This window comes from Pseudomonas sp. GW823-FHT05G12, from assembly GCF_058795575.1.
In genome coordinates, this window is the sequence record NZ_CM179501.1 from 1,092,147 (window position 1) to 1,118,241 (window position 26,095).

General features: G+C 62.3%; 22 protein-coding genes. 5 read left to right on the forward strand and 17 right to left on the reverse strand.

What is annotated here, in order from left to right; translation table 11 throughout:
- Positions 1-31: 31 nt before the first annotated feature.
- From AC3RCM_RS05000 to AC3RCM_RS05050, 11 genes are all read right to left on the reverse strand, one after another.
- Positions 32-3,076, reverse strand: coding sequence for a multidrug efflux RND transporter permease subunit (locus tag AC3RCM_RS05000; protein ID WP_492629405.1), 3,045 nt, complete (start codon positions 3,074-3,076; stop codon positions 32-34).
- A gap of 1 nt (position 3,077) precedes the next feature.
- The gene (locus AC3RCM_RS05005; protein WP_064492396.1) at positions 3,078-4,235 is read right to left on the reverse strand and encodes an efflux RND transporter periplasmic adaptor subunit; all 1,158 of its coding nucleotides are present in this window, start codon (positions 4,233-4,235) and stop codon (positions 3,078-3,080) included.
- A gap of 218 nt (positions 4,236-4,453) precedes the next feature.
- Complete coding sequence (locus tag AC3RCM_RS05010; protein WP_198747331.1) at positions 4,454-5,551, reverse strand: DUF1513 domain-containing protein; 1,098 nt, start codon at positions 5,549-5,551, stop codon at positions 4,454-4,456.
- A gap of 2 nt (positions 5,552-5,553) precedes the next feature.
- Positions 5,554-6,618, reverse strand: coding sequence for an imelysin family protein (locus tag AC3RCM_RS05015; protein ID WP_104960841.1), 1,065 nt, complete (start codon positions 6,616-6,618; stop codon positions 5,554-5,556).
- A gap of 19 nt (positions 6,619-6,637) precedes the next feature.
- A complete protein-coding gene (locus AC3RCM_RS05020; RefSeq protein WP_492629406.1) occupies positions 6,638-8,065 on the reverse strand; it encodes a di-heme oxidoreductase family protein in 1,428 nt (475 codons plus the stop codon).
- A 109-nt stretch (positions 8,066-8,174) separates the two neighbouring features.
- Positions 8,175-8,561 (reverse strand): hypothetical protein, encoded by a 387-nt coding sequence (locus AC3RCM_RS05025; RefSeq protein ID WP_020192047.1) that lies wholly within the window; start codon positions 8,559-8,561, stop codon positions 8,175-8,177.
- 14 nt (positions 8,562-8,575) lie between these two features.
- Positions 8,576-9,058, reverse strand: coding sequence for a hypothetical protein (locus tag AC3RCM_RS05030; RefSeq protein ID WP_064492398.1), 483 nt, complete (start codon positions 9,056-9,058; stop codon positions 8,576-8,578).
- A 141-nt stretch (positions 9,059-9,199) separates the two neighbouring features.
- Positions 9,200-10,531 (reverse strand): imelysin family protein, encoded by a 1,332-nt coding sequence (locus AC3RCM_RS05035; RefSeq protein ID WP_010952117.1) that lies wholly within the window; start codon positions 10,529-10,531, stop codon positions 9,200-9,202.
- Positions 10,532-10,688: 157 nt separating this feature from the next.
- On the reverse strand, positions 10,689-12,740 hold the full coding sequence (locus AC3RCM_RS05040; protein WP_020192983.1) for a putative bifunctional diguanylate cyclase/phosphodiesterase: 2,052 nt from the start codon (positions 12,738-12,740) through the stop codon (positions 10,689-10,691).
- 300 nt (positions 12,741-13,040) lie between these two features.
- The gene (locus tag AC3RCM_RS05045; RefSeq protein WP_336088533.1) at positions 13,041-15,497 is read right to left on the reverse strand and encodes a membrane-bound PQQ-dependent dehydrogenase, glucose/quinate/shikimate family; all 2,457 of its coding nucleotides are present in this window, start codon (positions 15,495-15,497) and stop codon (positions 13,041-13,043) included.
- A 205-nt stretch (positions 15,498-15,702) separates the two neighbouring features.
- Positions 15,703-16,605 (reverse strand): GntR family transcriptional regulator, encoded by a 903-nt coding sequence (locus AC3RCM_RS05050; protein WP_020191200.1) that lies wholly within the window; start codon positions 16,603-16,605, stop codon positions 15,703-15,705.
- A 191-nt stretch (positions 16,606-16,796) separates the two neighbouring features.
- Between AC3RCM_RS05050 and AC3RCM_RS05055 the strand changes: the two genes are divergently transcribed.
- The gene (locus AC3RCM_RS05055) at positions 16,797-17,546 is read left to right on the forward strand and encodes a hydroxypyruvate isomerase family protein (RefSeq protein WP_064492401.1); all 750 of its coding nucleotides are present in this window, start codon (positions 16,797-16,799) and stop codon (positions 17,544-17,546) included.
- 153 nt (positions 17,547-17,699) lie between these two features.
- On the opposite strand, the gene AC3RCM_RS05060 is transcribed toward AC3RCM_RS05055, so the two are convergent.
- Together AC3RCM_RS05060 and AC3RCM_RS05065 are read right to left on the reverse strand one after the other, a co-directional pair.
- Positions 17,700-18,296: a superoxide dismutase gene (locus AC3RCM_RS05060; RefSeq protein ID WP_003255187.1), complete on the reverse strand. Its 597-nt coding sequence runs from the start codon at positions 18,294-18,296 to the stop codon at positions 17,700-17,702.
- Between the two features lie 266 nt (positions 18,297-18,562).
- Positions 18,563-19,162: a LysE/ArgO family amino acid transporter gene (locus AC3RCM_RS05065; RefSeq protein ID WP_020191198.1), complete on the reverse strand. Its 600-nt coding sequence runs from the start codon at positions 19,160-19,162 to the stop codon at positions 18,563-18,565.
- Between the two features lie 101 nt (positions 19,163-19,263).
- Here AC3RCM_RS05065 and AC3RCM_RS05070 point away from each other — a divergent pair, with 101 nt between their 5' ends.
- From AC3RCM_RS05070 to AC3RCM_RS05080, 3 genes are all read left to right on the forward strand, one after another.
- Positions 19,264-20,154, forward strand: coding sequence for a LysR family transcriptional regulator ArgP (locus tag AC3RCM_RS05070; protein ID WP_003255184.1), 891 nt, complete (start codon positions 19,264-19,266; stop codon positions 20,152-20,154).
- 49 nt (positions 20,155-20,203) lie between these two features.
- Positions 20,204-21,196 (forward strand): NAD-dependent epimerase/dehydratase family protein, encoded by a 993-nt coding sequence (locus AC3RCM_RS05075; RefSeq protein ID WP_064492402.1) that lies wholly within the window; start codon positions 20,204-20,206, stop codon positions 21,194-21,196.
- Between the two features lie 73 nt (positions 21,197-21,269).
- Complete coding sequence (locus tag AC3RCM_RS05080; RefSeq protein WP_064492403.1) at positions 21,270-22,139, forward strand: hypothetical protein; 870 nt, start codon at positions 21,270-21,272, stop codon at positions 22,137-22,139.
- Positions 22,140-22,245: 106 nt separating this feature from the next.
- Here the strand turns inward: AC3RCM_RS05080 and AC3RCM_RS05085 are convergent, their stop codons facing one another.
- Positions 22,246-23,295 (reverse strand): alkene reductase, encoded by a 1,050-nt coding sequence (locus tag AC3RCM_RS05085; RefSeq protein ID WP_010952123.1) that lies wholly within the window; start codon positions 23,293-23,295, stop codon positions 22,246-22,248.
- 17 nt (positions 23,296-23,312) lie between these two features.
- Complete coding sequence (locus AC3RCM_RS05090) at positions 23,313-23,615, reverse strand: ArsR/SmtB family transcription factor (protein WP_003255178.1); 303 nt, start codon at positions 23,613-23,615, stop codon at positions 23,313-23,315.
- Positions 23,616-23,765: 150 nt separating this feature from the next.
- Between AC3RCM_RS05090 and AC3RCM_RS05095 the strand changes: the two genes are divergently transcribed.
- Positions 23,766-24,350, forward strand: a complete 585-nt coding sequence (locus AC3RCM_RS05095; RefSeq protein ID WP_064492404.1) for an acyl carrier protein phosphodiesterase — start codon at positions 23,766-23,768, stop codon at positions 24,348-24,350.
- A gap of 112 nt (positions 24,351-24,462) precedes the next feature.
- Here the strand turns inward: AC3RCM_RS05095 and AC3RCM_RS05100 are convergent, their stop codons facing one another.
- Both AC3RCM_RS05100 and olsB read right to left on the reverse strand, forming a co-directional pair.
- Complete coding sequence (locus AC3RCM_RS05100) at positions 24,463-25,251, reverse strand: lysophospholipid acyltransferase family protein (protein ID WP_003255176.1); 789 nt, start codon at positions 25,249-25,251, stop codon at positions 24,463-24,465.
- On the reverse strand, positions 25,251-26,006 hold the full coding sequence (gene olsB, locus AC3RCM_RS05105) for an L-ornithine N(alpha)-acyltransferase (RefSeq protein WP_003255175.1): 756 nt from the start codon (positions 26,004-26,006) through the stop codon (positions 25,251-25,253). Before olsB ends, AC3RCM_RS05100 begins: the two co-directional genes overlap by 1 nt.
- Positions 26,007-26,095 lie beyond the last annotated feature (89 nt).

Below are 26,095 nucleotides of genomic sequence, written 5' to 3' on the forward strand. Positions count from 1 at the left end.
GCCTCTTCGCGGGCAAGCCCCCAGGTAGGGTTCAAGCGATTGCAGGTGCCTTGGCGCTCGCCTTGTGCGCCAGCAGGGTGTAGATGCACGGCAACACAAACAAGGTAAACAGCGTGCCAATCGACATCCCGGTGGCAATCACCATACCGATGTCAAACCGGCTGACCGCTCCGGCCCCGCTTGCCAGAATCAGCGGCACCATGCCGAACACCATAGCCGCAGTGGTCATCAGCACCGGCCGCAGGCGAATGGCCGCTGCTTCCTCGATCGCTTCGCGCACACTCAGGCCACGCTCATCGCGTAGCTGATTGGCGAACTCGACGATCAGGATACCGTGCTTGCTGATAAGCCCGATCAATGTCACCAGCCCAACCTGGGTGTAGATGTTCATGCTCGACACGCCCAGGAACAGCGGCAAAAGCGCGCCACAGATCGACAACGGCACTGTCACCAGAATCACCAACGGGTCGCGGAAGCTTTCGAACTGTGCAGCCAGCACGAGGAAAATGATCGCCAGCGCCAGGCCGAAGGTGACCCACAGTGCGCTTCCTTCCTGTACATACTGGCGGGCCGCGCCGGCGTAGTCGAAGGCAAAGCCTTCCGGGGCCTCTTCGCGAGCGATGTCCTGCACGGTCTTCAGCGCTTCGCCCAGGCTGACCATGGGGACGCCCTGGATGATCGCAGCGTTCAGTTGCTGAAACTGGTTGAGCTGGCGTGGGCGAGCGCGGTCGGTGAGGGTGATCAGGGTCGACAGCGGCAGCAACTGGCCCTGGTCGTTCTTCACGTAGTAGTTGTTCAGCCAGCCGGGGTTGTCGCGGTAAGGCCGTTCAACCTGGGCGATCACCTTGTAACTGCGGCCTTCAAGGGTGAAACGGTTGATTTCCGCCTCGCCCAGCAGGGTCGCCAGGGTGCCGCCGAGGGTGTCCATCGACACCCCCATCTGCGCCGCCTTTGCCCGGTCGATGTCCACCACCACTTCGGGCTTGTCGAAGGCAAGATCGATATCGAGGAAGGCGAACTTGCCCGATTCCTGAGCGCGCATCTTGATGCGCTGGGCCACGTCCAGCAGTGCCGGGTAGTCGCCAGCGGTATTGATCACGAACTGGAATGGCAAGCCCTCGCCAGTGCCGGGTAACGAAGGCAGGTTGAAGCCGAAGATCTGCAGCCCGCTGATTTCCTCGAGTTTGGCCTGCACCAGCGGCAGTAGCTCCATCTGTGTGCGTTCGCGCTCGTTCCAGGGCTTGAGCAAAAAACCACCGATACCGGTCTGTACGCCGTTGAAGCCGTTGATCTGAAACGACGAGTAATACTCGGGGAAGGCCTTGAACAGCGGTGTGAACTGGTCGGTGTAGGCGTTGAGGTAGTCGAGGTTGGCCGGTTGAGGCGAGCTGCTCATCATGAAGATCACCCCCTGGTCCTCGTTGGGCGCCAGTTCGTTCTGGGTGAATTTGAGCAGCACCGGGATCAGGCACAGGATGATCACGGCAAACACCAGCACCACCGGCCGGCTGTCGAGGGTGGCGTGCAGCACACGCTGGTAGCGCCCTTTCAGGCGTTCGAACAGCTGATCGAGGCGATGGGCCAGGCCGCTCGGGTTCTGCTCCCGGCGCAGCAGCAGGGCGCACATCATCGGTGACAGGGTCAGGGCAACGATACCGGAAATGATCACCGCCCCGGCCAGCGTCAGGGCAAACTCCTTGAACAGCGCACCGGTGAGCCCGGTGAGGAAGCCGATCGGTGCATACACGGCGGCAAGGGTGATGGTCATGGACACCACTGGCATGGCAATTTCGCGCGCGCCTTCCAGGGCTGCGTCGAACGGCGACTTGCCTTCTTCCATGTGCCGGTGAATGTTTTCCACCACCACAATGGCATCGTCCACGACCAGGCCGATGGCCAGCACCATGGCGAGCAGGGTCAGCAGGTTGAGCGAGTAGCCCATCACCTGCATGAAGAACAGTACACCGATCATCGACAGCGGTATGGTCACCACCGGAATCAGTACCGAGCGCAGGGCACCAAGGAACAGGAACACCACGACGATGACGATCAACACCGCTTCGCCCAAGGTCTTGATCACTTCGTCGATCGAGGCCTGGATGAACCGCGTGGCGTCGTAGGCAATCGACACTTTCAATGCCGAGGGCAGCTGGCTTTCCAGCTCAGGCATGATGCGCCGCACTTCCTTGATGACATCCAGTGGGTTGGCGGCCGGGGTGGCCTTGATGCCGATATAGACCGACGGGGTGCCGTCGAACGAGCTGACCGTGTCGTAGTTTTCTGCGCCCATCTCGACCCGCGCCACATCGCCCAGCAGCACGCGGCTGTCACCGCTGGTCTTGAGCGGCAGGGCGGCGAACGCCTCGGCCGACTTCAGTTCGGTGCTGGCGTTGACGCTGGTGACCACGTATTCGCCTTTCACCTCGCCAGCGGCGGAAAGGAAGTTGTAGCGGCGCACGGCATTGGTCACGTCGGTAGCCGAAAGGCCGAAACCGGCCAGCTTCACCGGGTCCAGCCACAGGCGCATGGCGAACACCTGGTTGCCGAGGATCTCCGCCTCGGCCATGCCCGGCAGAGTGGCCAGCTTGGGCTGGATAACCCGTGACAGGTAGTCGGTGATCTGCGGGTTGCTCATTTCCTTGCTGTAGAAGCTGACGTACATCAGCGCCGAGGCGTCGGCAGCTTCCTTGCTCAGTACCGGGTCTTCGGAGTCCTGGGGTAGCTTGTTTCGCACCTCATTGGCCTTGGCCAGCAGCTCGGTGAACAGCCGGTCGCTGTCGGCGCCAATGCGCGCGTAAATGGAAATGATCGAGAAATTCTGCCGGCTCACCGAGGTCATGTAGTCGATGCCTTCGGCGCTGGCCAGGCTTTGCTGCAATGGCTGGGTGATATAACCCTGAATGGTTTCGGCGTTGGCCCCGGGGTAGGCGGTGGTGACCGTGATCAGGGCGTTTTCCATTTGCGGGTACTGGCGGATCTGCAGCTTGTTCCAGGCCTGGAAGCCGAGCAGCAGAATCAGCAGGCTGACCACGCTGGCCAGCACCGGGCGGCGGATGAACGGGTCGGTGAACGCCATGTCAGCCTCCTGAGTCCTTGGCCGCTGCGCCCGGTTCGGGCTTGAGGGCGTTGTCCTGGCCAATGCGTATTGCGGCACCGGGTGTGAGTTTCAGCTGCCCGGCGGTGACCACCTGTTCCCCGGCCTGCAGGCCTTCGCTGACTACAACCACGCCGTCTCGGCGCTCGCCAGTCTTTACCGTGCGCTGTTCGGCGACCAGCTGGGGTTGGCCCTTGTCGTCGTATTCCGGCTTGCCGTCCTTGTCCTTTTTCGGTGAGGCGACATACACCGAGTTGCCATACAGGGTGTAGGTAATGGCGCTTTCCGGCACCACCACTTGCGGCTGCGGGTTGGGCAGCAGGATCAACAGGCTGGCGAACATGCCTGGCAGCAGTTTGCCGTCGGGGTTGGCCATGGTGGCGCGTACCAGCAGGTTGCGCGTGGTTTCCTCGACCTTGGGGTTGATGGCGCTGAGGCTGCCGGGGAAGCGCTGACCCGGGTAGGCGGCCACTTGCACCAGCACCTGCTGGCCCAGGCTCAGGTGTGGCAGCGCCTGTTCCGGCACGTTGAAGTCTACGTACAGGCTGGAGGTGTCTTGCAGGGTGGCGATCACAGTGCCGGCGGCCAGGTACTGGCCGATGTCTACCTGGCGGATGCCGATGGTGCCGCTGAAAGGTGCATTGATGCGTTTCTTGATCTTCTGCGCCTTAAGCTGCTCGACCACCGCCTGGTTGCGCCGGTACTGGGAGGAAAGGCGGTCGAACTCGCCGCGGGAGATGGCCGAATCACCAACCAGCTGGCTGCCACGGCCGAAGTCGACCTTGGCCAGGCCCAGGTCGGCCAGGGCGGTACCGAGCAGGGCTGTTTCCTGATCGTCGTTGAGCTGCAAGAGCAGTTGCCCGGCCTTGACCTGCTGGCCTGAGTCGAAGTGCAGGGATTTGACGATGCCTTCCACCTCCAGGCTCAGATCCACGCCCTGCAGCGCCTTGAGGCTGCCGACAGCGGGCAGGCGCTCTTGCCACGGGCGCTGTTCAGCCATGGCAGCCGCCACGGTGATGGGGGGCTTGGGGGCAGTGAACATCTGGATCTGCTGGTAGATCGAGAAGGCTTTGTAACCCCCCAGGGCCAGCACGATCAGCAGAACCACGGCCAACATGATGAGCATGCGGCGGCGCAGCATAGGTCCGGTTCCTTGGATGCAGTTGTTATTCGCTTCTACACGACAACGGGCGATCCTGCCCACGTGTGAATGGGGGAAGTATTGACTGTTTTTCCGGAGGTGGGGCGTGAAATGCCTGTGCCGGCCTTTTCGCGGCTAAAGCCGCTCCTACAGGGACTGTGTAGAACCCTGTGGGATCGGCTTCAGCTGGGAGAAGGCCAGTGAATGCAACAGAAAAATCAGACGAGATGCAGGTGGTTGTCCCAGAAGCCGGACGGCAGGTTCATCGGTTGCCCGACCAGTTCGGCCTTGCGGCAATCGTAGAACCGGCAGCGGCCCTGCCCGGAGGTGACGACAAAGCCGTCCTTCACCGCGCCAACGCCTGCGCAGTCGGGCATCGGGGCATCCAGCCGCACAGCGCCGCTGTCCAGGTCCCAGATGAACAGGCGGTTGGCCCGCGGTGCCGTCAGCGCCACCAGCCGCAGCTCGCTGTGGATGGCAACGCTTGCGGTGTATTGGGCCATGGCTTGCAGTTGCCGCTCCGGTACCGGGAAGGCCTTGAATGGCTCGCCCGGGCGCTTGATCGCCAGCAGCTCGGCAGTTTCATCGGCATCGCCCATGAACTGCTGGCAGGCGGCGATGGTGCCATCGCTGGCCACTGCCAGGTGTCGCACGCTGTTCATCTGCTGGGCCAGGGTTTCCTTGCTCAACAGGGTGCCGTCGCGCTGCATCAGCACCAGGCTCGGTTGCATGGCGTCGAGGTTCATCTCGACACGGCTTTCGGCCTCGGTACGGATACCGCCGTTGGCCACGACCAGCGTTTCACCGTCAGGCAGCCAGGCAACCTCGTGCGGGCCGATACCGTGGGTCGGGATTTCACCGGTGTGCGACAGGCGTTCGCCTTCGAAACGGTACACGCCAAGCACGCCGCGTCCTGGGTCGGTGGTGTCGTTCTCGGTGGCATACAGCCATTCGCCGCCTTTGTGCACGACGGCGTGGCCATAGAAGTGCCGGTTCGGCTGCGAGGCTACCGTTTGCAGCAGGCGCCCGTCACGCAGGTCGATCAGGTAGCTTTCGGTACCTGGGCGGCGGGCGACGAACAGAGCGATTGGCTGCTCGGGGTGGTGGATGATGGCATGGCAACGCTGAGCGACCTGCGTGCTGAACACCTGTGTACCGTCCAGGCGAAAACCTACGGCATAGTGCTGGCCGTCGCCGTTGTCACGCGCCGAGAGCAGCAAGGGTTCGCTGCCTTTGCTGCGGAACAGGCTCCAGCCGCCCAAGGTGAGGGCACTGAGCAATACGCTACCGAGTTTGAGTGCCTGGCGTCGCAGCATGATCAGTCACCGTCGTTGGCATTGAAGCCCAGCTGGATGTTCAGTGCCTTGGCCAGATCGCCTTCGTGCAGGCGGTGGACGACATTCAAGCTGTCGTAGATCTGGTTGAGGGTTTGCTGGCCGGCGTCGTCGGCCAGCAGCTCACCGAGCGTTTTCTGGTTGTCGGCAAGCAACTTGAGCGAGGTAGCGTAGGCGGCGTCGATCTTGTCCGCCAGCGCTTTCTGATCGCTGGGCAACAGGCCGCGCAGGCCCTGGTTGTCTACCCCGACCCAGACGGCTTCGGCGGCCTTGAGGCTGGCCTGCAGGCTGTTCATCGAGTTGTGGCTGCGCCAGGCCTCGGCCTGCAGCGGCTGCGGGATGCCCTTGCTCTGACGGCCCATCGGTGCGCCGAGCTTCTTCTTCAGGGTGTCCAGGGCGGTCACCTGGGCGCGCAGCAGATCGGCGATAGCCTCATGGGAGTCGGCATAGCGCTGGTTGGGGAACTTGGTCATCTGCGAAAGCATGCCGTCGGTGCTGTTCCAGCCTTTGAGAATCTCCTCTGCCAAGGCCTTCTGGTGCGCGCCGATGGCCACCAGCAGCGGGCAGTAGCGGGCTTTCTGTTCGGCCGTGGCGATGTCCGGCTTGCTGTCGAACAGGATGTACTCATAGGCCGAAAGGCCACGCACCACCACGCTGGACTTGCCCAAGACCTCAGCATCAACGGGCTTGTCGCCGTTGACCAGTTGCTCGACCTGACGGCCGACCAGGTTTTTCTTGTCGGGCCAGAATTGTACCTGCCAGGCGCGGTTTCCTTCGGCCAACGGGCCGACCAGCAGCGGTTGCAGCTCGGCCCAGGCTTTTTGTGCGTTGAGGAAGTCGGCGCGGGCTTTGTCCAGGCTTTCCTTGCCTTCGCAATAGGCCAGGGCACTGGCAGCCAGCGTTCGATCGGCTTCGACCCAGCGGCTGTAGGTAGGCAGGATCACCTGGTTGGCGATGGCGGCGGAGGTCACTGCTTGCGGGTCTTGTGGCGAGCAGGCACCGAGGGCGAGTGCGGCGAGGCTGGTGAACAACAGTTTGGGTCGGAACATGCCCGGCTCCTTTGCGCGTTTAAAGTGAGTTCAGGAACGCGAGCAACGCAGCGCGCTGCTCGGCATCGAAAGTGAGTACGAAATTGCGTGCCGCCTCGGCTTCGCCACCGTGCCACAGCACGGCCTCAAGCAGGTTGCGGGCGCGGCCGTCATGCAGGAACTGGCTATGGCCACTGACCGTTTCGCTCAGGCCGATGCCCCACAGTGGCGGCGTACGCCAGTCCTGGCCGTTGGCGGCGAATTCGGTGCGCTCGTCGGCCAGCCCCGGGCCCATGTCATGCAGCAGGAGGTCGCTGTAGGGGCGTATGACCTGGTTGGCCAACGCGGGTTCGGTGGCGTCGGCGGCGGTGGTGAACTGCGGTGTGTGGCAACCTTGGCAACCCGCCTGGTAGAACAGGTTCTTGCCCGCCAGTACCTGTGGCGAGCCGACGTCGCGGCGGGCCGGCACAGCCAGGTTGCGGGTGTAGAACGTGACCAGGCGCAGGATGTTGTCGCTGACTTCTTTCTCGCCATCGGCACCATCGCCGTTGGGCGCAGCCAGGCAGCCGGTTTGTGCCTGGGTGCAATCGTCGTTGGGCAGCAGGGTGCTGGTCAGGCCCATGTCGCCGGCAAAGGCGTGCACGTTCTGCTGGTTGACGTTGGGCTGCCCGGCTTTCCAGCCGAAGCGGCCGATCACTGTTTTGCCCTGGGCGTCGTCCCACACACGGTTGGCCCGCCCGCGGATGCCATCGCGGTTACGGTCGTCCGGGTCTTCGTTGGCCAGCAGGTCGGCTTCGGGGATCGCTTCAAGCAGGCCCAGGCCGATCATCGGTGGTGCCACCCGCGCAGAAAAGCGCGTGTCGGGGTGCATCACTCCATAGCCGAGCTGGGTGATTTGCAGGGCCGGCTTGCGCAGCTCGACCTGGTGGCCGTCCTTGAATGACACGGTTTCGCGGGTGTAGCTCACCCGCACCTTGCCTTCGGGCGCCACGCCGGGGATGGCCATGTCCTGCAACTGGGTACCGTAGACGGGCTCTGGCACCACGCCGAGGCGCTCGATCACTTTGGCCAGGTAGGGTTGGTCGGGGATCGACAGGCGTACCAGCATACCCACCGCGTTGCTGTCGCCCGGCTCTGGTGGGTGGCCACGGCCGTCGCGCACGTGGCAGTTCTGACAGGCGTTGGTATTGAACAACGGGCCCAGACCATCACGCGCGGTGGTGGTTGACAGCGCGATCACCCAAGGGTTGCGAAAGAAGCTGTTACCCACGGCGAAGTCCACGCGCAGCTCTGGCGAGAGGTTGGCCGAGGGCAGGGAATAGGCATTGCGGTCGCTGCGCTGCACGGTCGCCTGGCCACCCGACAACGCTTCGCCGGGCTCGGCGTGGGTGAAACGCGGGGCGTCGTCACAGGCAGCCAAGGCCAGGGCCAGCAGCAGGGGGGGGAGTCGGGACAGCGACAAGGACATCGAGAATCCTGGGCGTGAGCGAAAAACCGGCGTGCAGCTTAGCAGGCCCAGGATCATTGAATAAGAGCAATTTGCGTTTGCTTGATGAAATCGCTGCGAGCGCGGTTGGTCAGGCCATATAGAGCATGAAGTGTCGGTTGACCAGGTTGACGATCAGGTTCTTGTTGCCACCACCGCGATTATCGCCGGTGACTTCGATGACTTCTTCGCTGGTGTATTCCATGGAGGAGGCGGTAATGCACTTGACCGCGTCCATGTGCGCAGGTTGCCAGTAATCCTGGAATATCCAGATGCTGGTGTCGGCAGACGGGCCGAGTATCAGGCGCAAGGCCTTGTGGTTCTCAGTCGATCTGCCGATCCACGGGATGGCCAGCGAGCCATTCCAGACGTGCTGTGCGCCGACTGCCAGGCTGTTGCTGCGGTTTTCACCGTCGATCAGGGTCAAGGTATAAGGGGTGTTATTGGCGATGGAGCGTAAGTAGGTGACGTTGGCCATGTAGTGTTTTCCTTTCAATGTTCAGTTTTCGGGCGTGGTAATGGGCTGGTCGGGGCGCGATAGACATAGGCCGCGAGCAAGGTGATTTCGTTGAACGGGGGGTCGAGCTCGGCGGGATGAAAGCGACCGAGCAGCTGCATCCCATGGTCAATGGCGACTGCCTCGAACATCCGGCGGTCGGTTTCGTTGGGGTCGTAGAGGTAGATCTTGCCGGGGCGGGCAACTACCCGGCACATTTCCTCGGCCACACGGTGGGTGATCGGAGCGCCCATCAGCGTCACGTGAGGGACTGCATGGTCGTCGAGGGGAAAGTCCGGAGCATCGTATTCGTATACGACGATGAGGTTGGGAATGTGCCCGCCAGCGAACGGCCCGTTGGAGATGAGCTGGCCAGCCTTGTTCAGGTTGTACGCATCGTTGAATCCGGTGATGAGGTCTTCCCCATTCATGCGCTGGACGATTCGGCCTTCGCCCCAGACATCAAGAATCTGCAGCACTGTGCCTCCTGTTAGGTTTGATCGAAGGCCTACAGGATGAGCATCTGCGCGCACGCCAGGCAGCGGGAAGCGTTTTACCCGGCAGCAAACGAAAACGCCCGGCACAAGGCCGGGCGTTTGCGGTGAAGCGCTACAGCAGGATCAGAACTCGTGATCCGCAGTGTCCGGGTTCAGGTTGGCAATGCCCAGCTTGCCCGCGGCCTGTTCGATCGACCCGGTCTGCTTGACCAGGGCGGCGATGGCGTCCCGTACAACCTGGTTGCCGGCAGCGTTGTCGGCGGCGATCAGCTGGTCGTAGTGCTCGCCTTTGAGGGCGTGGTCTACGATCACCTGAAGCTTGGCCTCGGTGGCTTCCAGATCGGCCTTGAGGGCTGCATCGGCGGCCGGGTCAACCTTGGCGACCAGCGACGACAGGCTAGGGCCGGTCAGCTTGGTGCCGTCCGGGCGGGTGTACTCGCCCAGGTAGACGTTGCGGATGCCCTTGGCGTCGTAGAAGTGCGAGTAGTGAGTGTTGTCGCTGAAGCAGTCTTGCTCGTCTTCCGGCGAGTTGGCTTCCAGCGAAACTTTCATGCGCTCGCCAGCCAGTTCGCCCAGCGACAGGCTGCCCATGCCGAACAGCATCTTGCGCAGGCCGTCGTTGACGGGCTCGGCTTCCAGCTTGGCGCGGTAGTTGTCGGCGACGTTCGGTGCCCAGTTGCCGACCATCTCTTCGAGGTCGGTCACCAGCAGGTCGGTAACCGCTTTCAGGTAGGCGCGGCGGCGGTCGTTGTGGCCGCCGGTAGCGCCCTGGCCTTCCAGGTAGTCGGATGCCGGGCGGTTGCCAGCGCCAGGGCCGGTGCCGTTCAGGTCCTGGCCCCAGAGCAGGAATTCGATGGCGTGATAGCCCGTGGCAACGTTGGCCTCGGAGCCAGCCAGCTCGTTCAGGCTAGCCAGTTTCTCGGGGGTGATGTCCTTGACGTCGACCTTCTCTTCACCCACCTGGATCTCGGTGTTGGCGATGATGTTGGCGCTGGCCCCCGGGTTGCCCAAGGCGTGCTCGTAGCTCTTGTCGACGTAGTCGATCAGGCCTTCGTCCAGGGGCCAGGCGTTCACCTGGCCTTCCCAGTCGTCGATGATGGTGTTGCCAAAGCGGAAGGTTTCGCTCTGCAGGTACGGTACGCGCGCGGCGAACCAGGCTTCCTTGGCGGCTTTCAGGGTTTCGTCGTTGGGCTTGGCCAGGAACGCGTCGACCGCGGTCTGCAGCGTCTTGGCAGTGCTCAGCGAGTCGCTGTACACGGCGTAGACCATGTCGGTGTAATGCTTGACCACGGCTTTGCCGGCTGCTTCGTCGACAGCCCCTGGCGCAGCGGTGGTGGCAGCAGCAGGTGCCTGGGCTTGCGGCGCGGCGGCTTTTTCGTCCTTGCCTTCACCGCAACCGGCGAGGGCGATGGCAATGGCCAGCAGACTGGCGGAGGCCAGAGGCATTCGAATCATTATTGGTTTTCCTGCATCGTGTGGTTGGACCAAAGGGTGGACCGTGCGCCGTGGCACGCAAAACTACAACATCATGCGAAAGATTTGCATTTGCTGTAAAGGGGCGGGCGCGCAATTCATGTAAATCAGGGGCTCGGCCTGTAACCGGGCAGGTGCCTCAGGACACCGAAACCCGGTTGCGTTGCGCTTGTTTGAGGAAGTGGGTCAGTTCACGGGCCGAAAGGGGCTTGCTGTAGTGGTAGCCCTGGCCCTCGTGGCAACCCTGGGCAACGATGTAGGTTTCCTGCTCGGCCGTTTCCACGCCCTCGGCGATCACCTGCATCCCCAGGCTCTTGCCCAGCTGGATGATGGCGCGAACGATGGTGGCGTCGTCATCGTCGTCGAGCAGGTCCTGAACGAAACTCTTGTCGATCTTGATCTTGTCCAGGGGCAGCGACTTCAGATAGCTGAGGGACGAGTAGCCGGTGCCGAAATCGTCGATGGCAATCAGCGCCCCGGAGCGGCGCAGGCTCAAAAGGTGCTGGGCGGCGGTGCTGATGTCTTCCATCAGGCCGGTTTCGGTGACTTCCAGTTCCAGGCTGCGCGGTGGTAGGCGATAGGCTTGCAGCAGGTTGTTGACCACCCGTGGCAGCTCGCTGTGGTGCAGTTGCACGGTAGACAGGTTGACCGCCATGCGCAGGTCGCTGAAGCCCTGGTCGTGCCATTCGCGCAGTTGCCGGCAGGCCTGGTCAAGCACCCATTCGCCGATGCTGATGATGCTGCCGTTCTGCTCGGCCAAGGGGATGAACTGGTCGGGTGGCACCATGCCCAGTTCCGGGTGCTGCCAGCGTAGCAGGGCCTCTACGCCAACCACCCGGTGGTCGCGGTAGCTGATCTGTGGCTGGTACACCAGGTACAGCTGGTTGCGGGGCAGGGCTTCACGCAGGTCCTTTTCCAGTTCGCGACGGCGACGCATCTCGCTGTCGACGCTGGCGATATAGAACTGGTAGCGGTTGCGCGAGCGGGCCTTGGCCAGGGTCATGGTCTGTTCGGCTTTCTGCAGCAGTTTTTCGGTGCTGTCACCGTCTTCGGGGAACAGGGTGATGCCGATGGTCGCGCGCAGGCGGATTTGCTCGTGGTCGAGGTCGAACGGTACTTCCAGGTCATCAAGGATGCTTTGCGCCAGTTCGGCAGCCTCGTAGGGCTGCTCGATATTGGCCTGTACCAGGGCGAACTGGTCGCCGCCCAGCCGCGCCAGAGCGCCCAGGCGGCCGCTGTGGGCGCGTAGTCGATCGGCCAGGGCCAGCAGCAACTGGTCACCGACCTGGTAGCTGAATTGTTCGTTGATACCCTTGAAGTCGTCCAGGCCAACGCACAGCACTGCCACTCGGTGCTGCAGGCGGCCGCCGTCGACGAGGATCTTGTCCAGTTGCTGCTGCAGTTGCTGGCGGTTGGGCAGGCCGGTGAGGAAGTCGTACTGGGCCATGCGCTGCAGGCTGTTTTCCGCCTCGTGGCGCAAATGGGTGTTGCGCTCGATCGAGGCCAGCAACTGGTTGGCGGTGTTCACCCACAGGCCCAGCTCGTTTTTCTCGTGGCCCTTGAGCAGCGGTATCTGGTGCTGGCTGGGGCGGTCAGGGTTGATCTGGGTGAGGTGCTCGATGATCTTCGACAGCGGTTTGGTCAGCAGCCAGTGGTAGACCAGGTAAAGCACCAGGCCCATGGCCATGGCCCGCAGCACGCCGGATATGAAGATGATCACCGCGTTGATCAGGAAATCTTTGCCGTAGGAGGAGGTATCGAGGGTAATGCTGAGGTCGCCGTAGTATTCGCTGTAAGGTCCACGGCCGACCAGTTGCGTGGTGTAGGTGCGCTCCTGGCCGAGGATGAGGTCGGTGAGCCAGCGCATGGACATGTCCTGCAGCGGGCGGGACTTTTCTGCCAGCATGGTTTCGTTGGGATGGCCAATGGAGGCCATGCGCACTGATTCGTCCTGGAACAGGCCTTCCATGACCTGCATGCCCATTTCACGGTCGAGGCTGTAAACCGCCTGGGTCGAAGGATCGCGGAACATGTCGAGGATGCGCTGGGCGTCGCTGTCCACGGCCTGGCGGGTCTTGTAGGTGTCATAGATGATTTGCGCACAGCTGAGCACGACGCCGACCGCCAGCGCCGACAGCAGCACGACCCTGAGCAACTTGACCGACAAGCTGTTCCGCAATTCCAGCTTCAATGGGGTTTCCTTAATCCATGCGCATGGCATCATTTTGCCATCAACGATGACGATACACTACCGGCCGACCATTAGCAGTGTATCGGTTGCCTGACCCCGCAACTTGAATGCGCTGTATCAATCTTCCAGAGGTTTGATGTTAGCGTGGTATGCGGTCTGAGCAAGCGTTTTGCGGGTGGGGCGCAGGTGAAATATGCGCTGGCTGCTTCGCGGATAGCCCGCCCCCACAGGCATGGCACACTCCTCGAACAGAGGGCCTGTGGAGCGGAAGTAACCGATGGCTGTCCCTGAAAGGCAGCGCTATTTCTCCGGCAGCGCCCAGGCAATGATGCTGTCACCCAGCTTGGTCGGAATCCGGTCATGCCCGCCGACCACGGCAACCACGTACTGGCGGCCTTCGCTCACGTAGGTCAGGGGCGACGCCTGGTTGCCGGCCGGTAGGCGTTCTTCCCACAGCAATTCACCACTTTCGCTGTTGTAGGCGCGCATGGAACGGTCGATGGCAGCGCCGATGAAGGTTACGCCGCCGGCTGTAGCAACGCCGGTGGCATCGCTCGGTGTACCGATTTCGAAGCGCAGTTTCGAGGCGATGCCCAAGGGACCGCTGTCATAGCCGGTGCCGAATGGGCGGCTCCAGCGCACTTCACGGGTGCGCAGGTCGATAGCGGAGATGAACCCCCAGGGTGGCGCGATGCACGGTTGTTCCAGCGCCGACATCCATGGGTCCTTGATGGCCCCGTACGGCAGGCCGGCCTGGACGCGGAACCCCTGGTTATTGCCGGGCGATTCCTGGAACGATTTGGCATTGATCGCATCGAGCTGCTCGCGTGGAACCAGCCCCTGCATGTACGGCAGCCGCTGGTTGTTGATGATCAGCAGGCCTCGCTGCAGGTCCACCATCACCCCGCCCCAGTTCAGGCCGCCGTGGTGCCCGGGGAAGATCAGGCTTTGCTGGCCGACTACCGGTGGTGTAAAGATCCCTTCGTAACGCGCCTGGCGAAACTCGATGCGACATTGCAGCTGATCGAACGGCGTCAGGCCCCAGGCATCGGCTTCGTTCAGCACTTCCGGGTTTTTCGATGGGCGGCCCATGGTGCTCGGCATGCCCGGTGACAACGGTTGTGTCGCCGCGGTGTAGTCCCCAGGGGCCGTGCCCTGTGGGACGGCAGCCTCCGAGATATCGACCAGCGGTTCGCCAGTGGCGCGGTCCAGGACGAACAACTGGCCTGACTTGGTGGCTTGGATGACTGCCGGGCGTGTGCCGTTGGCGGTGGGGAAATCGATCAGCGCCGGTTGTGGGCTCAGGTCGTAGTCCCAGAGGTCGTGATGGACGGTCTGGAAGTGCCATTTGACCTTGCCGGTGAGGGCATCCAGGGCCACCAGCGAAGAGCTGAACTTGTCTTCCTGTTCGGTGCGGGTACCGCCATAGAAGTCACCTGCAGCATTACCCGTGGTGATGTAGACCAGCCCCAGCTCGTCGTCGGCGGAAATCGGCGCCCATGAGTTGGGCGTGCTGAGTGTATAGGTTTCATCTGCGTCGGCAGGGGCAGTGCTATCGGGACGGCCAAGATCCCAGGCCCACTTTTGTTTGCCGCTGACTGCATCGTAGGCGCGAACCACGCCTGACGGTGCCGGGCGCACATCCGAGTCCAGCACCCGGCCACCGGTGATGACCACCCCGCGGATGACCAGCGGTGCGGAAGTGATGCCGGTGGAGCCTTTACGGAACGTACCCAGGCCGTCCTTGAGGTCGGCAAAGCCTGCCGTGCCGAAGTCTGGGCAGGCCTGCCCGGTAAGCGCATCAACTGCACCCAGGCGGATGTCGTTGGTGCCCCAGATGATGCGTTTGGCGCAAAGCCCGCTGGCATTGGGTACTTCGTAGTACGAGACACCACGGCAATAGGCACCGCCGTTGGCGAAGTAGTCCGGGTCGACCTTCGAATCGTAGCGCCAGTTCTCTTTGCCGGTGGTCGCGTTCAACGAAATGATGATTTGCTTCGGCGTGCAGGTATACAGCGAGTCGCCAACCTTGATGGGGGTGGCCTCGTTCAGATACTTGGTTTTTTCGCCAGGCTGTTTGACATCGCCATGGTGGTATTCCCACGCCTTGACCAGGCCGGAAACGTTAGCTGGAGTAATCTGCGCTGCAGCGGAATAGTGGTTGCCGAGGTTCGAGCCGGCATAGGCGGTCCAATTGGTCTTGTCGTGAGACGCGGCGACGTTGGCGTCTGGTGATGCCACCGTGCTGCGGCTGAACGGTTGCTGTGAATGCGCGGTGATAGCCGGCGAGTCGGCCAGATGAACGGTGTTCGGGAAGAACAGCGGTACCAGGATGGTGGCTGCCATCAGCAGCGGCAGCACGCCCATGATGCTGAAGTACAGTGCCTTGTTGATTTTGGCGAAGTCGCGGCGGACCAGTGGCCAGAAAGCCAGAAAGATCACACTGAGCAGTACCAGCCAGGCCAGGCGTGGAATATAGGCCCAGCCGTTGTAGCCCGACTCCCAGATCGCCCAACCGTAGGTGGCCAGGGATGCTGCGCCATAGAGGTAGATTCCGGCCGCCTTCTTCAGGCCCATGAGTGCTGCGGCCAGCAGCAATACGGTGCCCATCATCGCGTAGTAAGGCGTGCCACCGGCATTGACCAGCGTGCCTCCCTGATAGGCCAGTGTCAGGCCAAGCAGGGCCAGCAGAATCGTGTACACCCCGAACAGAAGGCTCGAGACCCCCGTCCCTTTAGCCAACGTTCCTTGTTCCATTGCATCCATTCCTGTGTGATTCGGTGCCACAGTGCGTCCGAGCGGTGCGCATATTGCTTATTGTTGCAATGAAATACAATAAGTGGCGCAAATTTTACAGCGAGCGCTGATTTTTCAGGCTGCTTTGTATCTTGTGTCAAAAGGAGGCAATGGCTAAGCTGCCATACCTGATTCACGCGCGGGTTTGAAGGAAGGAGGAGAGGGGTTATGCCTGCTGGCTTTCCTGCAAGGCATCCTGGCCGGTTTTGAGGCGGCCGACTTCGTCCAGATGTTTCCACAGAAACCGTGCGGCTTCTTCGCGCCGACCGGACTCGATCAGGTCGAGCAGGTGCAGGTGCTCCAGGCATTGCGTCATCAGGCGACTGCGGTCGACGTTGGCTTTGTAGCTCATGAAGCGTCTGAGCTGGTTTTGCCGGCGTATGGCATCGATGAAGAAGAGGTTGCCCGAGCATTGCACGATCATTTCGTGAAACTGGGCGCCGATTTCAAACAGTTGGGCACGTGACAGCGTGTGAATCTCGCCGTCGAGCATGGCCTGCTGTTGTGCCCTGGCTTTGGCAAAGGCGGCCTGGTTCACGTTGTAGCCCGGCTCACGCAGTGCGGCCGGCTCGATGGCCATGCGGAAGCGGTAGCTCTGGATGTGGGTTTGGGCGTTGTGCACGAATTCGTTGAGGCTCCAGCCTTGCCCAGGCTTGCGCTCGACCATGGCTTCGCTTGCCAGCCGGTTGAGGACCTTGAGCAGTTGCCCGCGAGGCACAGAGTAGCGTCGCAGTAGCTGGGCTTCAAAGAATTCGGCAGGGATTTCCCCGTTGAGGATGTCGTCCACCACACGCAGGTAGAAGTCTTCGAAGGGGTCGCAGACGGGCGGTACAGTGGCTTCCTGGATCTGCCCGGCGTCCTGTTTCAGAAAATAGCCGCGATTGGGCTCCTGCACCGCGATGTTCCACTCGGCGAGCAGGGCGAATACCCTGCGGATGGGGGAGCGGGAGACATCGAAGGCTTGGGCGAAGGTCTGCTCGCGCAATGGCTCGCCGGCCTTCATCGACCGGGCGCGGATCATCTCGATGACGCGAGGGGCCAATTGGAGGGCGAGGTCTTTCTTGATCACAGGCTGTATTCCGAATGTTTGACTTCAGTCGATCCGGCAGATTTGGGTCGGACTGGGGCAGGAAAATACCACACGAAGGACCTGAGTATCTGCACGCAGCGAGCTGGCGCAGTTGCCGCCAGCGCAGTGCCTGAGCCGCGGCTCAGGATTTGGAACGACGAATGTTTTCTTCCCGGGATGGATCTTTACACATGCTCAAATTCAATGCTCACCTCGGCTTCCAGTTCAACGAACTGCCTTTTCTGCAGCGTATCGAAGCCGCCGCTGCCGCCGGATTTCGCGCGGTGGAATTCCCCTCGCCCTATGAGTTGGATGCGAGTTTGTTGGCTGATGAACTGGCGAAGTATGCGTTGCCATTGGTCCAGTTTGCCGCACCGGCTGGCGTTTCCAAGGGCATTGCTGCGGTGGCGGGCAAGGAGCCCGAGTTTCGTGACGGGTTGCGCCAGGCAGCCAGCTATGCCCGCACGCTGGCATGTACGGATGTGCACCTGATGTCCGGGATAACCCACGAGGATGGTGCCGGCAAGGTGTACGCGAGCAACCTGGACTATGGCGTGAAATATTTCGAGGACCAGGGGCTGCGGCCATTGATCGAAGTGATCTGCACGCAGGAAATGCCAGGGTATTACATGTCCGACTTCAACAAGGCACAGCAGGTGCTGGAGGCGCATGCGAGTATCGGGCTGATCCTTGATCTGTACCATGCGCAGTTGTTGACCGGAAATGCGGCCGATGTGCTGGCGCAGTTCTTTGAGCGGACGGTGCATGTGCAGGTGGCCGACTGTCCTGGGCGGCATCAACCGGGGACGGGGCAGATGGACATTGCAGGGTTGTTTGCGACGCTGGAGCAGCGCGGGTATGCGGGCTGGGTCGGGTGTGAGTACCGGCCTACGGGCGCTACTGCAGATAGCCTTGGCTGGCTTGGTCAGTACGCCTCATGAACGCCCTGTGCGCTGGCCCGTTCCAGAACCCTTGAAAAAAAACCGATGCCAGAAGACTGGCATCGGTTTTTCGAGGAAGCCCGGCGTGGATGGCAATGCTGGACTGCCAGCATTACGGCACGAGGCCGGGTTTCTTGCTCAAGGCTGAGGGACTCAGGCCTTGAAGGTCTTGCCTTCGAACTGCTCGGCAACGAAGGCCCAGTTGACCAGGTTCCAGAACGCCTCGACGTACTTCGGACGCAGGTTGCGGTAGTCGATGTAGTAGGCGTGTTCCCAGACGTCGCAGGTCAGCAGCGGGGTGTCGCCGCTGGTCAGTGGGCAGCCGGCGCCGATGGTGCTGGCCAGGGCCAGGGAACCGTCAGCTTTCTTCACCAGCCAGCCCCAGCCGGAACCGAAGGTGCCCACCGAAGTCTTGGTGAACTCTTCCTTGAACTTGTCGAAGGAACCGAAAGCGGCGTTGATGGCGTCAGCCAGTGCACCGGTAGGCTGGCCGCCGCCGTTTGGCGACAGGCAGTTCCAGTAGAAGGTGTGGTTCCAGACTTGAGCGGCGTTGTTGAAGATGCCGCCCGAAGAGCTCTTGACGATCTCTTCCAGGGTCTTGCCTTCGAATTCGGTGCCTGGGACCAGGTTGTTCAGGTTCACGACGTAGGTGTTGTGGTGCTTGTCGTGGTGATACTCCAGGGTTTCCTTGGAGATGTGCGGCTGCAGGGCGTCATGGGCGTACGGCAGCGGCGGCAATTCAAAAGCCATGGTGGATCTCCTGATTCAGGTCTGTTTGCGGTTTGCGCAAGGCCGATCACGGGCGGCCCGATAAGCGTCGGCGAGTCTGTACTCTTTGCGACGCAAGGGCTGGATCATAGCACCGGGCCCGGCGCATAACCACGCAACAAACATAGGGAATAGAGGTTCCGCAGGGGCTGGGCTGTGCCGACCGGCGGCTCGGCGTTGCGCGGGTGTTGCCTGCAAGACCGCGTGCTGCACGATCTTGCCGTTGATGAATATGCCGCGCCCCGAGGTCAGTTGAAGATCAATTGCGCCGCCACCGCGAACATCATCACCGCCACCATCAGGTCGAGCATGCGCCAGGTCGCCGGCCGCGCCAGCCACGGTGCCAGCCACGCCGCGCCAATGGCCAGGGTCGAGAACCACAGCAGCGAAGCGCTGGCCGCTCCGGCCACGTAGGCGCCAGGGGCGGACTGCTGGGCGCCCAGCGAGCCGATCAGCAACACGGTGTCGAGGTACACGTGCGGGTTCAGCAGGGTCACTGCCAGGGCGCTGAGCAGTACGGCGCGACGTGAGCGAACGCCCTGGCCTTGCTGGTGCTGCAGGCTCTGCTTGGAGCAGGCACTGCGCAGCGCCTTGGCGCCGTACCAGATCAGGAACACTGCGCCGCCCCAGCGGGCAATCGCCAGCAAGGTCGGGTTGTGTGCCAGCACGGTAGCCAGGCCGAATACCCCGGCGGCCACGAGGATGGCGTCACAGATGATGCACAGCGCTGCCACCGGCAGGTGATGCTCACGGCGCAGGCTCTGGGCGAGGACGAAGGCGTTCTGGGCGCCAATGGCCATGATCAGACCGAAGGCCACCAGCATGCCATTGAGATAGCTTTGCCACATGGCAGGGCTCTCCAAAAAGGGTCACGAAAGATGCTGGCCATTGTGATGTTCGGCGCTGTATAAGAAAAACAAATAAAGCTGATCACCCATTAGGAAAATCGATGTTCGACTACAAACTGCTGGCTGCCCTCGCGGCAGTGATCGAACAAGGCGGTTTCGAGCGTGCGGCGCAGGTGCTGGGCTTGTCGCAATCGGCGATTTCCCAGCGCATCAAGTTGCTTGAGGCGCGGGTCGGCCAGCCGGTGCTGGTACGTGCCTCGCCGCCCGGCACGACCGAAGTCGGCCGCCAGCTACTCAACCATGTGCAGCAGGTGCGCCTGCTCGAACGCGACCTGCAGCGCCAGGTACCGGCGCTGGACGAAGAGGGCATGCCGGAGCGCCTGCGCATCGCCCTCAACGCCGATAGCCTGGCCACCTGGTGGGCCGGCGCGGTGGGCAACTTCTGCGCACAACAGAACGTGCTGACCGACCTGGTGGTTGAGGACCAGGAAGTGGGCCTGAAACGCATGCGTGCCGGCGAAGTGGCGGCCTGCCTGTGTGGGAGTGAGCGGCCGGTAGCCGGCGCACGCAGTTTGCCACTGGGGGCCATGCGCTACCGGGCATTGGCCAGTCCCGTGTTCATGGCGCGGCACTTCCCCCAAGGTTTTGTCGCCAGCCGCCTGGCCCGTACGCCAGCGATCGTGTACGGGCCGGACGATTTCCTGCAGCATCGCTACCTGGCATCGCTGGGCATAGAGGGTGGTTTCCTGCACCACCTGTGCCCTTCATCCGAAGGCTTCCTGCGCATGACCGAGGCCGGGTTGGGGTGGGGCCTGGTGCCCGAATTGCAGGCCCGGGAGCAACTGGCCAGTGGGCAATTGGTGGAAATCTGCCGCGATACCCCTATCGATGTGCCGCTGTACTGGCATCATTGGCGCAATGGCGGGCAATTGCTCGCGCAACTGACCGACCACCTGCGGCACACCGCGCAGCATTGGCTGGTGCCCTTGTAGCCATGGCTGGCGTCAGTTGCATCTGAAATCTGGCAAGACGGAGTGTTACATGCGAATTCTGGTCACCGGCGCGAGTGGCTTCATTGGCGGGCGCTTTGCGCGTTTCGCCCTGGAGCAAGGCCTGGACGTGCGCGTCAGCGGCCGCCGTGCCGAAGGGGTCGAGCATCTGGTCAAGCGTGGCGCACAGTTCATCCCGGGCGACCTGGGTGACGCCGAGCTGGCCCGGCGTTTGTGCCAGGGTGTCGAAGCCGTGGTGCACTGCGCTGGCGCAGTGGGTAACTGGGGGCGCTATCAGGATTTCTACCAAGGCAACGTGGTGGTGACCGAGAACGTGGTCGAGGGCTGCCTGAAAGAGCACGTACGGCGCCTGGTGCATCTGTCTTCGCCGTCGATCTACTTCAATGGCCGTTCGCGTCTGGACGTCCGTGAAGACCAGGTACCGCGTCGCTTCCACGATCACTATGGGCAAACCAAGTACCTGGCCGAGCAGAAAGTGTTCGGCGCCCAGGAGTTTGGCCTTGAAGTGCTGGCGCTGCGCCCGCGCTTCGTCACCGGCGCGGGCGATGCCAGTATCTTCCCGCGGCTGATGCAGATGCAGCGCAAAGGGCGTGTGGCGATCATCGGCAACGGCCTGAACAAGGTCGATTTCACCAGTGTGCACAACCTCAACGAGGCGCTGCTAAGTGCATTGTTCGCTGATGACCGGGCGCTGGGCCAGGCTTACAACATAAGCAACGGCCAGCCACTGCCGCTGTGGGACGTGGTCAACTACGTGATGCGCCAGATGCAGCTTCCCCAGGTGACCCGCTACCGTTCCTATGGCCTTGCCTACAGCCTGGCCGCGCTGAACGAGGCGGCCTGCATGTTATGGCCAGGGCGCCCGCAACCGACCTTGTCGCGCCTGGGGATGCAGGTGATGAGCCGTGATTTCACCCTGGATATCAGCCGTGCCCGGCAGTACCTGGACTACCAGCCCAAGGTCAGCCTGTGGACGGCGGTGGATGAATTCTGCGGCTGGTGGAAGCATTTGCCGCCCGGCTGACAATGGTCATCAATGCGCTGCGCTGGCGGTTTATACTCGTGCCTCTTTGTGACTACCGCGGTTGAATGTATCCATGCGTAACCATGCTCACGATGACTTTGATGACGTGCCTGCCTTGCGGGCGGGCACCGTTGATGATGACGAACTGATGCCGGCGCATGTGATGCGCAGCCGCCAGAAAGCCGCCCGCGGGGCCAGCACGGCGCCGTTGTGGGCATTGCTCGGTGCCTCGTTCATCGCCTTGGCGGGGCTGGGCTGGTGGAGCTTCCAGCAGATCTCGCTGATGGAGCAGCAACTGGTGGCGACCCAGGAAAGCTTTGCCCGCATCAGTGAAGAGGCGGCTGGCCGCCTTCAGGCAATCAGTGGCAAGGTGGCGGCCAGTGAGTCTGGCGCCACTACCAGCAGCGAGGCATTGAAGCTACAGCTGCGCCAGTTGCAGCAGGGTGTTGCCGGGCAGACCGGCGACCTGGGCAAGCGTCTGGAGCAGGTGCTGGCCGATACCCGAGAACAGCAGAAGGCTGTGACCGAGCTGCAAAGCCAGTTGCAGGCGCAACTGAAGCTGGTGAATGGCGAGTTGGCGGCGCTGCGTTCGGGCCAGGTCGATGGTGGCAAGCTGGATGCCCAGTTGAAGAGCCTGAGCGAGCAGGTTGCCGCGCTGAAGGCCTCACAGGTGGATGGCGCTCAGCTGGACGGCCAGCTCAAGAGTTTGGGTAGCGAGGTGGCGGCCTTGAAGAAACAGGGCAACCCGAGCGCTGACATTCAGAGCCTGCAGCAGGACATGCTGGTTTTGAAGAGCCAGGTCGACAACCGCCCGGCTGCGGCGTCATCCGGTGGTGCTTCGGTGCAGGAGTTCGATGCCTTCCGTGCGCAGATGACGCGTAACCTGAATACGCTGCAGAGCCAGATTCAGAACCTGCAGCAACAGATCAACGCCCGTCCGTGACATCAGCTGAGCCTTGTTCGCGGGCAAGCCCGCTCCCACAGGATCAAGCGCAGCTTTCAAGCCTGTCGCTGTACCGGTGGTGGGCATGCCCGCGAATGGCCCTCAATCACAACCGCGGATAATCGATGTAACCCACCGGCCCCTTGCCATAGAAGGTTTCGGGATGTGCCTCGTTCAACGGCGCATCCGCTGCCAGCCGTGCCGGCAGGTCGGGGTTGGCGATGAACGGCACACCAAACGCCACGGCATCCGCTTTGCCACTGGCCAAGGCCGCATTGGCACTGGCCTTGTCGAACCGCTCGTTGACGATGTACGGGCCACCGAATGCCTCTTTGATCAGCGGCCCGATGCTGTCGTCGGCTTCCCGTTCTCGTGAGCAGATGAAGGCGATGCCGCGCTTGCCCAGCTCTCGGGCCACATAGGTGAAGGTCTCGGCGCGGTCGGCGTCGCCCATGTCGTGGGCGTCGGCACGCGGTGCCAGGTGCACACCTACGCGCTGTGCGCCCCACACTTCAATGGCCGCATCGGTCACCTCCAGCAACAGGCGCGCGCGGTTTTCCAGCGAGCCACCGTAACGGTCGGTGCGCTGGTTGGTGCTGCTTTGCAGGAACTGGTCGAGCAGGTAACCGTTGGCGCCATGGATCTCCACACCATCGAAACCGGCAGCCTTGGCATTTTCGGCGCCACTGCGGTAGGCCTCGACGATGTCGTTGATTTCTTCGGTTTCCAGCGCCCGTGGGGTAGGGTAGTCACTCAGTGGGCGCACCAGGCTCACATGGCCCTTGGGCTGGATCGCGCTGGGGGCCACAGGCAGTTCGCCATTCAGATAGCTGGGGTGGGAGATACGACCCACGTGCCACAGCTGCAGGAAAATGCGACCGCCCGCAGCATGCACGGCCTTTGTCACGTTGTTCCAGCCACGTACCTGTTCATCGTTCCAGATGCCGGGGGTATCTGGGTAGCCGACGCCCATGGGGCTGACCGAAGTCGCCTCGCTGAGGATCAGCCCGGCGCTGGCACGTTGTACGTAGTATTCGGCCATCAGCGCATTGGGCACACGGCCTTCATCGGCACGGCAGCGGGTGAGCGGGGCCATGATGATACGGTTGGGCAGTTGCAGGTCGCCCAGTTTGATCGGATCGAAAAGCGTGGTCATTGTGGTTACCTGCCTTGTCAAAGTGCTTGGCGCAGTTGTTCGAGGAACGCCTGGATGGTGGCTTCGTCGCGTTTGAAGAAGTGCCATTGGCCAATCTTCTGGCTGCTGATCAGCCCGGCGCGCTGCAACGTGGCCAGGTGGGCAGAGACGGTCGACTGCGACAGGCCGCAGCGTTGGTCGATTTGCCCGGCACACACACCGTTTTCGGTGCTGTGGTACTGGTCCGGGAACTGGGTTGCCGGGTCTTTCAGCCAACTGAGAATTTCTCGCCTGACCGGGTGGGCCAGTGCTTTTATGATTTCGTCGAGATCGAGTGGCATGGTTTGAGGCTCGTTGTAGCGGTATATCGCGATGGGGCGAAATATAGTTCGCTGAATTCCGATATACAAATACGAACGTGTTCTGAGCTGAGCACGAATCGATATATCGCGTTATAACGATATGTTCGGTGACGATGCTAGACTGCGCTCATGAACTACCTCGCACACTTGCACCTGGGCGGCCCGGCGCCGCAACAACTGCTTGGCAGCCTGTATGGCGACTTTGTCAAAGGCTCATTGGAAGGGCGCTTTCCGCCTGCGCTGGAGGCGGCCATCCGGCTGCACCGGCAAATCGACAGTTACACTGACCGGCACCCAGTGGTGCTGGCGGCTCTGGCACGTTTTCCGCGCGAGCGGCGGCGTTTTGCCGGCATCGTTCTGGATGTGTTTTTCGACCATTGCCTGGCACGGCACTGGGGCAACTACGCCGATCAGCCGCTGGAGCAGTTCACTGGCGCGTTCTATCGAATATTGCTGGCAGAGCCTGAGCTGCCTGGGCGGCTGGCGCGGATTGCGCCGTTCATGGCAGCGGATGACTGGCTAGGGGCGTATGGCGACTTCGATACGCTGGCGCAGGTGTTCAACGGCATTGCCCGGCGCTTGTCGCGGCCTGAGGGGATGGCCGGGGTGATGGTGGAGCTGGAGCGGCTGTATGAGCCGCTGCTGGCGGATTTTCGCGAGTTCTACCCGCAACTGCAGGCGTTTGCGGCGGTAGGGCGGATGTCTGACAGTTAGAGGTGTGTGGGTGATACTGGCCTCTTCGCGGGTAAACCCGCTCCTACGGGCAATGCGCTCGGTGTAGGAGCGGGTTCACCCGCGAAAGGGCCAGAACAGGCAGTACACGCATTCAGGCAGCCCGCGCCTGTCGACGTGGCGCCATCTCCACGTCTTCAACCCCAAACAGCGCCAGGTGAATCGCCTGCTGTGCCTGCAATGCCAGCACCGCACGTTCCTTGCCCACGCTACCTATTGGCTGCAGGAGGTGGATGCACACCTCGCCCCGCGGCAGGGCGAACAGGCGCATCAGGTGCGACACCAGGTCGTCCTCACCAATGAACGGCGCTACCGGGTCGATCTGGCCATCACGCAGGTACTGGATAGCGACTGGCTGCACTGCCACGCCACGGTCGATGGCACCTGCAAGCAGGCGGCCATGAAAGGTGCGCAACGTGCGGCCGCTGGTAGTGGTGCCTTCGGGGAAGATCAACAGCGGACGAGCCAGCCCCAGTTGCCCGGCGATCTGTTCGCGCAGGCGCTGACTGTCGCCACCACCACGGCGAATGAACAGCGTGCCGGCCTTTTCCGCCAGCCAGCCGGCCACCGGCCAGTGGCGCACTTCGGCCTTGGACAGGAAAGACAGCGGCGTGAGCATGCCAAGCAGGGGGATGTCGGTCCAGGAAACATGGTTGCTGACCCACAGCATCGGCCGCTGCGGAAGTTCGCCGACTACCTTGACGTCGAAGGGCAGGGCAGCGACCAGGCGCTTCATGAACAGGCAAGTCCAGCGCTGGCGCCGTTCGATCGGCGCCTTGAAGCCCAAGCGTTCGCCCAAGGCGATAATGCTGGCCATCAGCATGCCCTGCGCCAGCACCAGCAGCAGTCGGATGAGGCGGGCCAGTACCCGCAACTTGGGCATCAGACCGCCGCCTTGAAGTGGCGGGCGTAGCGTGGGCACAGCTCGTCGCGTTTGAGCAGGATGAACACGTCTGCCACCTGGAAGTCTTCGTCCCAGCATGGCTCGCCGCAAATCTTCGCGCCCAGGCGCATATAGGCCTTGAGCAGCGGTGGCATTTCGGCAATGACGTTGTTGGGCAGGGCCAGTTTCGGCAGTGGGTTCTTCGGCTCGGCACGCAGGTGTTCGGTGCACAGGTAACGTTCACGCAGGCGCTGCATCACTGCATGGGCCTGCACGCCGCCGTCCTGCATGGGGATACTGGCGCAGCCCATCAGATAGCTGTAGCGGCCCTCGTTGAGCACCTCGGCCAGTTCGCCCCAGAGCACGGCGATGGTACCGCCGTTGCGGTAGTCGGGGGCGACGCAGGTACGGCCCAGTTCGAGGATCGGGCCTTGCAGCTGCAACAGGCCGTGCAGGCTGAATTCTTCTTCGCTGTAGAAACGGCCCAGGCTACTGGCGGCCTGGTGATCGAGCAGGCGGGTGGTGGCAACCAGTTCGCCGGTGCTCAGGTCGCGTACACCAATGTGGCGGCAGTGCACGTCGTAGTCGTCCATGTCCAGGCCCTGCTCGGCACCTTTGAGCTTGGCCTTGAATTCTGCGCTGAATACGGTGTAGCGCAGAGCCTGGGCTTCTTGCAACGCCGCGGCGCCAACCAGGCGTTCGGCTTGCAGACGGCGTTCGGTGCTGTAGTCGCCAGCGGTAGCGATCCGAGTCATTACGAGTCTCCATAAGCCAGCCAAGAAGGGTTGCGGCCGGTCGGCTTTGTTGTGCAAAGTCAGCCTAGGTAGACCCAGTGTCACCCCTG

Bases quoted from the DNA above. Each gene is read 5' to 3' on its own strand.
- AC3RCM_RS05010 (WP_198747331.1), bottom strand. From the start codon at position 5,551: ATGCTGCGACGCCAGGCACTCAAACTCGGTAGCGTATTGCTCAGTGCC.
- AC3RCM_RS05020 (WP_492629406.1), bottom strand. From the start codon at position 8,065: ATGTCCTTGTCGCTGTCCCGACTCCCCCCCCTGCTGCTGGCCCTGGCC.
- AC3RCM_RS05085 (WP_010952123.1), bottom strand. From the start codon at position 23,295: ATGACCACGCTTTTCGATCCGATCAAACTGGGCGACCTGCAACTGCCC.
- AC3RCM_RS05100 (WP_003255176.1), bottom strand. From the start codon at position 25,251: ATGCCCAAGTTGCGGGTACTGGCCCGCCTCATCCGACTGCTGCTGGTG.
- AC3RCM_RS05035 (WP_010952117.1), bottom strand. From the start codon at position 10,531: ATGATTCGAATGCCTCTGGCCTCCGCCAGTCTGCTGGCCATTGCCATC.
- AC3RCM_RS05000 (WP_492629405.1), bottom strand. From the start codon at position 3,076: ATGGCGTTCACCGACCCGTTCATCCGCCGCCCGGTGCTGGCCAGCGTG.
- AC3RCM_RS05070 (WP_003255184.1), top strand. From the start codon at position 19,264: ATGTTCGACTACAAACTGCTGGCTGCCCTCGCGGCAGTGATCGAACAA.
- AC3RCM_RS05005 (WP_064492396.1), bottom strand. From the start codon at position 4,235: ATGCTGCGCCGCCGCATGCTCATCATGTTGGCCGTGGTTCTGCTGATC.
- AC3RCM_RS05045 (WP_336088533.1), bottom strand. From the start codon at position 15,497: ATGGAACAAGGAACGTTGGCTAAAGGGACGGGGGTCTCGAGCCTTCTG.
- AC3RCM_RS05015 (WP_104960841.1), bottom strand. From the start codon at position 6,618: ATGTTCCGACCCAAACTGTTGTTCACCAGCCTCGCCGCACTCGCCCTC.
- AC3RCM_RS05080 (WP_064492403.1), top strand. From the start codon at position 21,270: ATGCGTAACCATGCTCACGATGACTTTGATGACGTGCCTGCCTTGCGG.
- AC3RCM_RS05055 (WP_064492401.1), top strand. From the start codon at position 16,797: ATGCTCAAATTCAATGCTCACCTCGGCTTCCAGTTCAACGAACTGCCT.
- AC3RCM_RS05065 (WP_020191198.1), bottom strand. From the start codon at position 19,162: ATGTGGCAAAGCTATCTCAATGGCATGCTGGTGGCCTTCGGTCTGATC.
- olsB (WP_003255175.1), bottom strand. From the start codon at position 26,006: ATGACTCGGATCGCTACCGCTGGCGACTACAGCACCGAACGCCGTCTG.
- AC3RCM_RS05075 (WP_064492402.1), top strand. From the start codon at position 20,204: ATGCGAATTCTGGTCACCGGCGCGAGTGGCTTCATTGGCGGGCGCTTT.
- AC3RCM_RS05060 (WP_003255187.1), bottom strand. From the start codon at position 18,296: ATGGCTTTTGAATTGCCGCCGCTGCCGTACGCCCATGACGCCCTGCAG.
- AC3RCM_RS05025 (WP_020192047.1), bottom strand. From the start codon at position 8,561: ATGGCCAACGTCACCTACTTACGCTCCATCGCCAATAACACCCCTTAT.
- AC3RCM_RS05095 (WP_064492404.1), top strand. From the start codon at position 23,766: ATGAACTACCTCGCACACTTGCACCTGGGCGGCCCGGCGCCGCAACAA.
- AC3RCM_RS05090 (WP_003255178.1), bottom strand. From the start codon at position 23,615: ATGCCACTCGATCTCGACGAAATCATAAAAGCACTGGCCCACCCGGTC.